This is a genomic window from Streptomyces sp. SM11 (assembly GCF_002910905.1).
In the GTDB taxonomy this organism is placed as follows: domain Bacteria; phylum Actinomycetota; class Actinomycetes; order Streptomycetales; family Streptomycetaceae; genus Streptomyces.
The window spans coordinates 38,198-49,039 of sequence record NZ_NEUE01000132.1 but is presented as its reverse complement, the minus strand read 5'-3'; the positions used below and the strand labels follow the sequence as shown (position 1 = coordinate 49,039).

Below are 10,842 nucleotides of genomic sequence, written 5' to 3'. Positions count from 1 at the left end.
CACCCGATCCCCGGCGGGGTGCTGGTGCGGGCGCTGCGGCCGTTCGCGCGGTCCGTCACGGTGCTGGCGACCGGGCTGCGGGCCGGGCTGCACGACGACGGCGACGGCTTCTTCTCCGGTGTGCTGCCGGTGCCGGAGGCTCCCGCGTACCGGCTCGAAGTGGCCTACGACGACAACACCATCGAGGTGGAGGACCCGTACCGCTTCTGGCCCGCGATCGGCGAACTCGATCTGCATCTGATCGGCGAGGGCCGCCACGAGGAGCTGTGGCGGGCTCTCGGCGCCGAGCCGATGGAGCACCAGGGGGTGACCGGGACCCGGTTCACCCTCTGGGCGCCGAACGCGCGCGGCGTGCGGATCACCGGTGACTTCTCCTACTGGGACGGCACGGGCTTCCCGATGCGTTCGCTCGGCTCGACCGGGGTGTGGGAGCTGTTCCTGCCCGGAGTCGGCGAGGGCGCGCTGTACAAGTACGACATCTGCCGCCCGGACGGTTCGCACACGGTGCGGGCCGACCCGATGGCCCGGCGCACCGAGGTGCCGCCCGCGACCGCGTCGATCGTCACCGCCAAGCACCACGAGTGGCAGGACGCGGACTGGATGGCGCACCGGGGCGACCGGCCGGTCCACGAGGCCCCGTTCTCGGTGTACGAGGTCCATCTCACCTCCTGGCGCCCCGGGCTGACGTACCGCCAACTGGCGGAACAACTCCCCGCCTACGTCAAGGACCTGGGCTTCACGCACGTCGAGCTGATGCCGGTCTCCGAGCATCCCTTCGGCGGCTCCTGGGGCTATCAGGTCACCGGCTTCTACGCGCCGACCTCGCGGATGGGCACCCCGGACGACTTCCGCTTCCTGGTGGACGCCCTGCACCGGGCGGGCATCGGCGTGATCATGGACTGGGTCCCGGCCCACTTCCCGCGCGACGACTGGGCGCTGGCGGAGTTCGACGGACGGCCGCTGTACGAGCACTCCGACCCGCGGCGCGCGGCGCACCCGGACTGGGGGACGCTGGAGTTCGACTACGGCCGCACGGAGGTACGTAACTTCCTCGTCGCCAACGCCACGTACTGGTGCGAGGAGTTCCACATCGACGGGCTGCGGGTCGACGCGGTGGCCTCGATGCTCTACCTCGACTACTCCCGCGAGGACGGGCAGTGGTCGCCCAACGAGTTCGGCGGCCGGGAGAACCTGGACGCGGTCGCCTTCCTCCAGGAGATGAACGCGACGGTCTACCGCCGCAACCCCGGTGTCGTCACCATCGCCGAGGAGTCCACCGCCTGGGACGGTGTCACCCGGCCCACCGACGGCGGGGGCCTGGGCTTCGGGCTGAAGTGGAACATGGGCTGGATGCACGACTCGCTCCAGTACATCGCCAAGGAACCGGTCCACCGCAAGTACCACCACGACGAGATGACGTTCTCGATGGTGTACGCGTACAGCGAGAACTACGTGCTGCCGATCTCGCACGACGAGGTGGTGCACGGCAAGCAGGCACTGGTGGCGAAGATGCCCGGCGACTGGTGGCAGCAGCGCGCCAACCACCGCGCGTACCTGGGCTTCATGTGGGCCCATCCCGGCAAGCAACTTCTGTTCATGGGACAGGAGTTCGCCCAGGGGGCGGAGTGGTCCGAGGGACACGGACCGGACTGGTGGCTGCTGGACCCCTCCTACGAGGCGTCCGGCGACCACCGCGGGGTGCGGACCCTGGTCGGCGACCTGAACGCGGTGTACGGGGCGGTGCCCGCGCTGTGGCAGCGCGACACCGTGCCGGAGGGGTTCAGCTGGGTGGACGGCGGCGCGGCCGAGGACAATGTCTTCGCGTTCCTGCGGTACGACGCGGACGGCTCCCCGCTGCTCGCGGTCTCCCACTTCTCCCCGGCGGTCCGGAGCGACTACCGCCTCGGGGTGCCGGAGACCGGCACCGAGGGCTGGGTGGAGGTCCTGAACACCGACGCCGCCCGCTACGGCGGCGGGGACGTGCGCAACGAGGAGCCGCTGAAGGCGGAGGCGGTGCCCGCGCACGGCCGCCCGTGCAGCATCTCGCTGACGCTGCCGCCGCTGGCGACGGTGTGGTTCCGCCCGGCGTGAAAGCCCTAGGGCCCGTACCACGTCGATGGTGGACGCGGGGCGGGCCCCTCCCCTGTCTGCGGCGGGTCAGTCCTCGGCGGCCAGGGGGGGGTGGTCAGACGCCCCCTAGCACCTCGATGATGCTCGACCAGGACTCGGGGCCGTGGCCCTTGGCGACGGCCCGGTCGGTGATGCCCTTGAGCGCGGCCAGCTGCGAGACGTCCAGACCGTGATCCTTCGCGGTGTGCAGGATGTGGTCGACGCTGGCCCCCATCATGGCGAGGTTCGCACCCTCGGCCGCGTACGTACGCGTGTCGACGTCGGTCGCCGTGTACGCGGCGATGGGCGGCAGGATGCCCGCGATCGTGTTGAGGTACGGAGCGAGCGACGCGCCGTCGATGCCCTCCGCACGGGCCAGCGCGAACGCGTGGACGAGGCCGCCCATGGCTCCGTAGAAGAAGTCCAGCATCGCCATGTCGTAGGCGGCGGCGAGCCCGTGGTCCTCACCGAGGAAGGTGGCGGGCTCGCCGAGCGCCTTGAGGGTGGCCTCGTGCTCCTCGAACGCGGCCCGGTCGCCGGAGTGGAACACCAGCGCCTCGGCCGAGCCGACCACGTCGATCGGCACCATGATCGCCCCGTCGAGGTAGGCCAGCTCGTGCTTCCCGGCCCAGGCGGCGGCCTGCCGCGAACGGGCCGGGGTGTCCGAGGTGAGGTTGACCAGAACCCGCCCCTGAAGCGCTTCGGCCAGCGGTTCGAGGACCGCGTCGGAGGCGTCGTAGTCGACGAGGCAGACCACGACGAGCCCGCTCGCCCGCACGGCCTCCTCGGCGGACGCGGCCCGCACCGCGCCCCGGTCCACGAGGTCCCCGCCCTTTCCGGGGGAACGGTTCCAGACGGTGGTGGGGTGACCGGCGGCCAGGAAGGCGCCGGCCAGGGCGCGGCCCATGTCGCCGAGGCCGAGAACGGTGACGGGGGCGGGGTTCGGTGTGTTCGCTTGCGTCATGAGGACCATGCTGGCCCGACGGACGGGACCTGCCCAGAACCCACTTGACGGTCAGATACGCACTTTCGGGAAAGTATCCAGCTCAGGGCGTTCCGCCTGGCCGGGATCCGTTCGCCCCTCGTTCCGTCGGGCCGCGGTCCCGTCACGGTCCCGTCAGGCCGGGGTCGAGTACGTCCGCCAGTTCCTGGAGCAGCTTCCGCTTCGGCCGGGCGCCGACGATCGACCGCACCGGCTCGCCCGCCCGGAAGACCATCAGGGTCGGTGTCGCCAGCACGCCGTACCGGACGGGGATCCCGGGTTCGCGGTCCACGTCGAGCTGGACGATCCTGATCCGGCCGGCCTCCTCGCGGGCGCTCTCGCCGAGCACCGGGGCGAGTTGGCGGCAGGGACCGCACCAGTCGGCGGTGAACTGGACCAGCACGGGCAGCGCGGATCCCAGCACCTCCGCCTCGAAGGTCTCCTCGGTGACGTCGGTGACACCTTCGGTCCGGATCATGGTTGTCCTCCCAGTTCACAGCGGGGCGCCGGGCCACCGGGCAGGCCGGCCGACGCCTCCAGTTCGGCTCGGGCGAGCTGGGCGCCGACCTCGGCGCGCACGGACGCGAGCTGACCGATCAGCGCGTCCAGCTCGTCGAGTTTGCGCCGGTAGACGGCGAGCGAGGCCGGACAGGAGTCCCCGGCCGGGTGGCCGGCGCGCAGGCAGTCGACGAAGGGCCTGGTCTCCTCCAGGTCGAACCCGAAGTCCTGCAGGGTCCGGATCTGCTGGAGCAGACGCAGGTCGCCCTCGTCGTAGCTGCGGTAGCCGTTCTCCGCGCGCCGCGCGGACAGCAGCCCGCGCGACTCGTAGTAGCGGAGTGTCCGCGTCGTCGTCCCGGCCCGTGCGGCCAGCTCCCCGATTCGCATGGGACGAACGTATTCCTTGACGCCGACGTCAACGCAAGGTCAGTCGCCCTGGGCAGCGGAACGCCGGCGCACCGCCCAGCGGACGGCGCCGTCCGCTGCCACGGCCGCCATGCCGGCGAGCGGCAGGATGGAGTCCGAGCCGGTCGCCGCGAGGTCGCCGGCGGTCCGCGGGGTGGCACCACCGGTCGTGGAGCCGCCCGCGTCGGTGGAGCCGCCGGTGCTGCCGGTGGAGCCGGTGGAGCCGGTGGAGCCCGTGCCGCCGTGGAACCCGAGGTGCCGGAGGTGCCGACCGCCCAGGCCGCACCAGGCACACGAAAGCGTGGGGGAACCCGCCCACCCGCAACGGACCACGCCCCCGGAGACGTGCCACCGAGCGGGACGCGAAAGCGGCAACCCAGCGCACCCACAACCGTTCGGGATGCGCCCAGAACACATCAGTGGGTCCAACACCCCCTCATGCACACCGGCCAGGAACGGTGATGCGCATGAAGCCCTCCGGTCGTGGGGCGCGTGGGGGGCGGACCGCGGTCCTTCGCCTCTCAAGACCCGTGCGGAGCACGGAGGGTTGCACCGGCCGGCCGGACCGGGGCGCGGGGGCGACATGGCGGGGCGACACCGGGGGGCGACGCAAGGGACACCCGTACCGGCGGATACGGGTGTCCTTGCGTGGGGGTGTCACAGTGGCTGCGAGGGGCGTGCGGGTCAGACCTTGGCGGGCCGCTCGGGGACGGCGTCCCGCTGCCCGGGGACCTCGTCGGAGTCGGCCGGTTCGCCGGCGGGGCCGTGTCCGTCGTCGACGAGGGTCTTCTCGTCGAACGGGACCCGGCCGGCCAGCACCTCGTTCACCCGGTCCTTGTCGATCTCCTTGGTCCAGTGGCCGACCAGGACCGTGGCGACCGCGTTGCCCGCGAAGTTGGTCAGCGCGCGGGCCTCGCTCATGAAGCGGTCGATGCCGACGATCAGGCCGACGCCGTCGACGAGTTCGGGACGGTGCGACTGGAGCCCGCCGGCCAGGGTCGCCAGGCCCGCGCCGGTCACGCCCGCCGCGCCCTTCGAGGCGATGATCATGAAGACCAGCAGCGAGATCTGCTCGCCCGCGCTCAGCGGGTCGCCCATCGCGTTGGCGATGAACAGCGAGGACATCGTGAGGTAGATCGCGGTGCCGTCGAGGTTGAAGGAGTAGCCGGTCGGCACGGTGATGCCGACGACGGGCTTGCTGACGCCCAGGTGCTCCATCTTCGCGATCAGCCGCGGCAGGGCCGACTCGGAGGAGGAGGTGGACAGGATGAGCAGGAACTCGCGGCCCAGGTACTTCAGCAGCGAGAACAGGTTCACCCCGGCGACCAGGCGCAGGATCGCGCCGAGCACCACGAAGACGAACAGCGCGCAGGTGACGTAGAACCCGATCATGATGATCGCCAGCGACTTCAGGGCGTCGAGGCCGGTCTCTCCGACCACCGCGGCGATCGCGCCGAACGCGCCGACCGGGGCGGCCCACATGATCATGGCGAGGATGCGGAAGACGAGGCGCTGGATGTGGGTGATGCCGCGGATGACCGGCTCGCCGGCCGAGCCCATCGCCTGGAGCGCGAAGCCCGCGAGCAGCGCGACGAGGAGGGTCTGGAGGACTTCGCCCGCGGTGAAGGCGGAGACGATCGTGGTCGGGATGATGCCGAGCAGGAAGTCCACGGTGGACTCGCTCGCGCCCGACGCCTGCTCCTCGCCGGCGGCCCGCGCCTGCTCGGTGATGTGGAGGGTGGAGCCGGGCTCCAGGACGTTGCCGACCAGCAGGCCGATGGCGAGGGCGACGGTGGACATGACCAGGAAGTAGCCGAGCGCCAGACCGCCGACCGCGCCGACCTTGGCGGCCTTGCGCACCGAGCCGACGCCCAGGACGATCGTGCAGAAGATGATCGGCGAGATCATCATCTTGATCAGGTTCACGAAGCCGGCGCCGATGGGCTTCAGCTCGACGGCCACCCCGGGGGCGACGAACCCGACGAGGATGCCGAGTGCGACGGCACCGATGACGGCGATGTACAGATAGTGGGTTCGGTCCCGCTGTTCGGCTGCCACTGCCACGGCTGGCTCCTCGGCTCGGTCACGGCCCCCGTCCCTGGGGGCTCCGGTGACTATCCACCGCCCTGTGACCCCGGTCACCCTTGCGTTCATATCGTTCACGGTCGCTTTCCGGCCATCCAGGAGAGGCCCGGCCGGGCCAGGCAGACTGTGGGGCATGCGCCTCCCCCGTACCCTCCCTCGCAGCCTGGCGGGCCAGCTCTTCGCCATGCAGGTCGTGCTCATCGCCGCGGTGGTGGCCGGGTGCGCGGTCTTCGCGCACGTCTCGGGCAGCGCGCAGGCGGAGGAGACGGCCGCCCGGCAGGTGCGGGTGGCGGCCCTCGCGGTGGCCGATTCCCCCTCCGTACGGGAGGCCATCCGCACCCCGGACCCGTCCGCCGTGCTCCAGCCGTACGCGGAGCGGGTGCGCGAGGACACCGGGATCGCCTTCGTCACGATCATGGACACCGAGCGGGTGCGCTGGACGCATCCGGACACGGCGCAGATCGGGGACACCTTCCTCGGGAACACCGCGAAGGCCCTGCGCGGGCAGACCTTCACCGAGACGTACACCGGCACGCTGGGACCCTCGATACGGGTGGTGACCCCGATCCGCGACAACGGGCGGATCGTCGGCCTGGTCAGCGCGGGCATCACCGTGGAACGGGTCTCCTCGCAGGTACGGGGTCAGCTCGGCGCCCTCGCGCTCGCGGCGGGCGGGGCGCTGGCGCTCGGCGGGATCGGTACGTACGTGGTCAACGCCCGGCTGCGGCGGCACACCCACGGGATGAACGCCGCCGAGCTGAGCCGGCTGCACGACTACCACCAGGCCACGCTGCACGCGGTGCGCGAGGGGCTGCTGATGCTGGACGGGCGGCGGCGGATCGCGCTGATCAACGACGCCGGGCGGGAGCTGCTGGGCCTGGGGCCGGACGCGGACGCGGTCGGCCGTACGGTCGACGAGCTGGCCCTGCCCGCGCCGCTGACCGGGGCGCTGCTGGCGTCGGAGGCGCGGGTGGACGAGCTGCACCTGACGGCGGAGCGGGTCGTCGTGGTCAACACCCGTCCGGTGGTGGGCGGTGAGCGGCGCGGCACGGTGGTGACGCTGCGGGACCACACCGAGTTGCAGGCGCTCACCGGTGAGCTGGACTCCGAGCGCGGCTTCACGCAGGCGCTGCGCTCCCAGGCCCACGAGGCGGCGAACCGGCTGCACACCGTGGTGTCGCTGATCGAGCTCGGCCGGGTGGCGGAGGCGGTGGACTTCGCGACGGCGGAACTGGAGCTGGCCCAGGTGCTGACCGACCGGGTGGTGGGCGCGGTGGAGGAGCCGGTACTGGCGGCGCTGCTGCTCGGCAAGGCGGCCCAGGGACACGAGCGGGGTGTGGAGCTGGTGCTCGCGGAGGACAGCCTGATCGACGACGGGGCGCTGCCGGCCTCGCTGGCCCAGCGCGATCTGGTGACGATCCTGGGCAATCTGATCGACAACGCGGTGGAAGCGGCTTCGGACGGCCCCGAGGGCGGCGCCGACGACGGGACCGACGACGGTGCCGGGCTGGTTCCCGCGCCCCGTACGGCCGGGAGCCCGGCGGGGCGGGCCCGGGTCACGGTGACCGCGCTAGCGGACGAGCGGGAACTGCTGCTGCGGGTCGCGGACACGGGCACGGGCATCGGCCCGGAGGCGGCGGACGAGGTGTTCCGGCGCGGCTGGTCGACGCACGGGGCGGGGCGAGGCCTCGGCCTGGCGCTGGTGCGGCAGGCGGCGTACCGCAACGGGGGCACGGTGGAGCTGGACGCGGGTCCGGACGGCGGCGCGCGGTTCACCGTGCGGCTGCCGCTTGCGGCCCGTACGGCAGGATCACGGTCCGAGCCCGATTCCACGCACACGTCCACGCGCACGTCCACGTCCACGCGCACGTCCACGTCCACGTCCACGGAGGTCACGGCATGATCCGAGTACTGGTGGTGGAGGACGATCCGGTGGCCGCCGACGCCCACCAGATGTACGTGGAGCGGGTGGAGGGCTTCGCGGTGACGGCGGTGGCGCACACCCGGGCGGCGGCGGTGCGGGCGCTGGAGCGGACGCCGGTGGATCTGCTGCTGCTCGACCTCTATCTGCCCGACGGGCACGGGCTCGGGCTGCTGCGCTCGCTGCGGGCCTCCGGGCACGGGGCGGACGTGATCGCGGTGACCTCGGCCCGGGATCTCGCGGTGGTGCGGGAGGGGGTGTCGCTCGGCGTCGTGCAGTACGTGCTGAAGCCGTTCACGTATCCCACGCTGCGGGACCGGCTGGTGCGGTACGCGGAGTTCCGGGGCGCCGCCGGGGAGGCGAACGGACAGGAGGAGGTGGACCGGGCGCTGGGCGCGCTGCGGGGCGCGCATCCGGCCGCGCTGCCCAAGGGGCTCAGCGGCCCGACGCTGGAGGCGGTGACGCGGGTGCTGAAGGAGTCGCCGGAGGGGGTGACGGCGGCCGCCGCCGGGGAGCGGCTGGGCACCTCCCGGATCACGGCCCGGCGGTACCTGGAGCATCTGGTGACCATCGGCAGCGCCGCGAGGCGTCCGCATTATGGGCAGGTCGGCCGACCGGAGCTGCATTACACCTGGCTGACCGCGGGTGGCTGACAGGACACCGCCGAATGGGCGGGCAAGCGCTTGCCCTCCGGTTTCACGGTCCCGGCGGGACTCTGTGGAGGAGGAAAAGAAAGCGCTGATGGGACGGTGTTCGCGTACCGCCCGCCCGGTTCGCGGCTGGAGGTTCCTACGAAGCGTGATCCGGGGGGAACGTACCGTAGCCAGGGCGGAAATGGGCTCCTACGGTGGGGCGCGTGCACCCCACCCCACCATTCAACGCCCCCGCCGCGCGCCGTCTCCGCGAGGCTCTGGGGATGGCTCCCGGCCATGTCGCCTACGGGCTCGCCGCCCAGTACGGACTCCGGATCAGCGCAGAGACCGTCATCGCCTGGGAACGCGGCCTCGCGACGCCCGGGGAACGCGAGCTGACCGCCCTCGCCGGCGTCCTCTGGTGCGCCCCCGGGGAGCTGCTGGCCGCCGCCTCCACTCTGCGCGAGCACCGTATGGCCCGCGAGCTGGCCGTGGACGACCTGGCCCGGCAGTTGGGGATGACGGGCTCCTCGTACCTGCGGATGGAGGAGTCGGGGCGCTGGCGGGGCAACGAGAAACAGTCGGCGGCGCTGTGCCGGGTGCTGGACCTGTCGGCGGCGCAGTTCATGACGGCGACGGGCCGCGACGGCGAGCTGGCGGAGTTGCTGACCAGCGCGGTCACCACGCGCTGGCAGGCGTACGTCCGGCCGGTGGCCAAGCTGGTCCCGCTGGACCGGGTGCTGGTCCAGAACGTGCTGGAACAGCTGCACACCGACTACCAGGCCCTGATGGTCTCCACCCTGAGCTGGAGCAGCACGGGCCAGGAGCGCTCCGGTTCGACGGGCGACGCGGGCCGGGCGTTCCTGTCCCGGGTGGTGGAGCAGTTCTGGCGGACCGCCGGGTTGTGACCCCGTACGGGCCGCCCGTGCGGCCCGTACGGTTCCCGGCAGACCGTCCCCCCCTCAGAAGACCGACTCGGCCTCGTACATCCGCTCCGCGGGCACCCTCTTCAGCTGGGTGACGGCGTCGGCGAGCGGGACCATGGCGATGTCGTTGCCACGCAGGGCGGTCATCCGGCCGAAGTCGCCGCGGTGCACGGCTTCCACGGCGTTCCAGCCGAAGCGGGTGGCGAGCACCCGGTCGTACGCGGTCGGCGTGCCGCCGCGCTGGACATGGCCGAGAATGACCGGCCGGGCCTCCTTGCCGAGCCGGGTCTCCAGCTCGACGGCGAGGCGGTTGCCGATGCCCTGGAAGCGCTCGTGGCCGTACTGGTCGATCGCGCCCTTGGCGTACGGCATGGAGCCCTCGGCGGGGTGTGCGCCCTCGGCGACGCAGATGACGGCGAACTTCTTGCCGCGCGCGAACCGCTCCTCGACCATCTTGACCAGGTCGTCGACCTGGAAGGGGCGCTCGGGCAGGCAGATGCCGTGGGCGCCGCCGGCCATCCCGGACTCCAGGGCGATCCAGCCCGCGTGCCTGCCCATGACCTCGACGACCATCACCCGCTGGTGGGACTCGGCGGTGGTCTTGAGACGGTCTATGGCCTCGGTCGCGACGCCCACCGCCGTGTCGAACCCGAAGGTCCGGTCGGTGGCGGAGATGTCGTTGTCGATGGTCTTCGGGACGCCGACGACCGGCATGCCCGCGTCGGAGAGCATGCGGGCCGCGGTGAGCGTGCCCTCGCCGCCGATCGGGATGAGCGCGTCGATGCCGTAACGGCGGGCCAGCTCCTCGCAGTTCTCGGCGGCCTCGCGCAGCCGGTCGCGCTCCAGGCGGGCCGAGCCGAGGATGGTGCCGCCGCGGGCGAGGATGCCGCTGACCGCGTTGAGGTCGAGGGGGCGGAAGTGGCCGTCGAGCAGCCCCTTGAAGCCGTCCTCGAAGCCGATGACCTCGTCGCCGTGGCCCACGACGGCCCGGTGGACGACCGACCGGATCACTGCGTTCAGGCCGGGGCAGTCGCCGCCCGCGGTGAGAATACCGATGCGCATCGAGGTGTTTCTCCTGCTCGCTAGTCGCGCTTTCCGGGAGGCCGGCCGCGCCGGCCCCCGTGCCCTGAACCAGGACGATTGTCCCACGCCCGGCACGGACCCCGCGCTTTCGACCGAGCCCGGGGGCAGCAGCGGGCAGGTGGGGTCCGGGGCCGGCGACCTCCGGCGGGCGATATACCGGCCCCCGCAGGTATCGTCAAGAGGCAATGCAGGCCAATGCCG

At 72.2% G+C, this 10,842-nt stretch carries 10 protein-coding genes; 4 read left to right on the top strand and 6 right to left on the bottom strand.

Features of this window, described 5'->3' with window-relative positions:
• On the top strand, positions 1-2,091 hold a 2,091-nt coding region (glgB, locus tag B9S58_RS10160), incomplete at its 5' end, for a 1,4-alpha-glucan branching enzyme (protein ID WP_103531787.1).
• Between the two features lie 94 nt (positions 2,092-2,185).
• Here glgB and B9S58_RS10155 read toward each other — a convergent pair.
• The 5 genes from B9S58_RS10155 to B9S58_RS10135 form a co-directional block, all read right to left on the bottom strand.
• Positions 2,186-3,073 carry an NAD(P)-dependent oxidoreductase gene (locus B9S58_RS10155; RefSeq protein WP_103531786.1) on the bottom strand — a complete coding sequence of 296 codons (888 nt, stop codon included), beginning with the start codon at positions 3,071-3,073 and terminating at the stop codon, positions 2,186-2,188.
• A 142-nt stretch (positions 3,074-3,215) separates the two neighbouring features.
• Entirely contained in the window at positions 3,216-3,569 is a 354-nt protein-coding gene (locus B9S58_RS10150; RefSeq protein ID WP_103531783.1) for a co-chaperone YbbN, read from the bottom strand.
• Positions 3,566-3,976, bottom strand: a complete 411-nt coding sequence (locus tag B9S58_RS10145) for a MerR family transcriptional regulator (protein WP_103531782.1) — start codon at positions 3,974-3,976, stop codon at positions 3,566-3,568. The genes B9S58_RS10150 and B9S58_RS10145 overlap by 4 nt, the downstream gene beginning before the upstream one ends.
• A gap of 39 nt (positions 3,977-4,015) precedes the next feature.
• The gene (locus tag B9S58_RS10140) at positions 4,016-4,327 is read right to left on the bottom strand and encodes a hypothetical protein (RefSeq protein WP_308457896.1); all 312 of its coding nucleotides are present in this window, start codon (positions 4,325-4,327) and stop codon (positions 4,016-4,018) included.
• Positions 4,328-4,678: 351 nt separating this feature from the next.
• Positions 4,679-6,058 (bottom strand): cation:dicarboxylate symporter family transporter, encoded by a 1,380-nt coding sequence (locus B9S58_RS10135; protein WP_103531781.1) that lies wholly within the window; start codon positions 6,056-6,058, stop codon positions 4,679-4,681.
• A 154-nt stretch (positions 6,059-6,212) separates the two neighbouring features.
• On the opposite strand from B9S58_RS10135, the gene B9S58_RS10130 reads away from it, so the two are divergent.
• The 3 genes from B9S58_RS10130 (at position 6,213) to B9S58_RS10120 (ending at position 9,540) form a co-directional block, all read left to right on the top strand.
• The gene (locus tag B9S58_RS10130; RefSeq protein ID WP_258044289.1) at positions 6,213-7,982 is read left to right on the top strand and encodes a sensor histidine kinase; all 1,770 of its coding nucleotides are present in this window, start codon (positions 6,213-6,215) and stop codon (positions 7,980-7,982) included.
• Complete coding sequence (locus B9S58_RS10125; protein WP_103531780.1) at positions 7,979-8,653, top strand: response regulator; 675 nt, start codon at positions 7,979-7,981, stop codon at positions 8,651-8,653. Before B9S58_RS10130 ends, B9S58_RS10125 begins: the two co-directional genes overlap by 4 nt.
• A 263-nt stretch (positions 8,654-8,916) precedes the next feature.
• Positions 8,917-9,540: a helix-turn-helix transcriptional regulator gene (locus B9S58_RS10120; protein WP_103531779.1), complete on the top strand. Its 624-nt coding sequence runs from the start codon at positions 8,917-8,919 to the stop codon at positions 9,538-9,540.
• Between the two features lie 54 nt (positions 9,541-9,594).
• Here the strand turns inward: B9S58_RS10120 and B9S58_RS10115 are convergent, their stop codons facing one another.
• Positions 9,595-10,620 carry an ATP-dependent 6-phosphofructokinase gene (locus tag B9S58_RS10115; RefSeq protein ID WP_103531778.1) on the bottom strand — a complete coding sequence of 342 codons (1,026 nt, stop codon included), beginning with the start codon at positions 10,618-10,620 and terminating at the stop codon, positions 9,595-9,597.
• Between the last annotated feature and the right edge of the window lie 222 nt (positions 10,621-10,842).

Coding starts and splice junctions, on each gene's coding strand:
- B9S58_RS10125 (WP_103531780.1), top strand. CDS start 7,979: ATGATCCGAGTACTGGTGGTGGAGGACGATCCGGTGGCCGCCGACGCC.
- B9S58_RS10130 (WP_258044289.1), top strand. CDS start 6,213: ATGCGCCTCCCCCGTACCCTCCCTCGCAGCCTGGCGGGCCAGCTCTTC.
- B9S58_RS10150 (WP_103531783.1), bottom strand. CDS start 3,569: ATGATCCGGACCGAAGGTGTCACCGACGTCACCGAGGAGACCTTCGAG.
- B9S58_RS10155 (WP_103531786.1), bottom strand. CDS start 3,073: ATGACGCAAGCGAACACACCGAACCCCGCCCCCGTCACCGTTCTCGGC.
- B9S58_RS10120 (WP_103531779.1), top strand. CDS start 8,917: ATGGCTCCCGGCCATGTCGCCTACGGGCTCGCCGCCCAGTACGGACTC.
- B9S58_RS10145 (WP_103531782.1), bottom strand. CDS start 3,976: ATGCGAATCGGGGAGCTGGCCGCACGGGCCGGGACGACGACGCGGACA.
- B9S58_RS10115 (WP_103531778.1), bottom strand. CDS start 10,620: ATGCGCATCGGTATTCTCACCGCGGGCGGCGACTGCCCCGGCCTGAAC.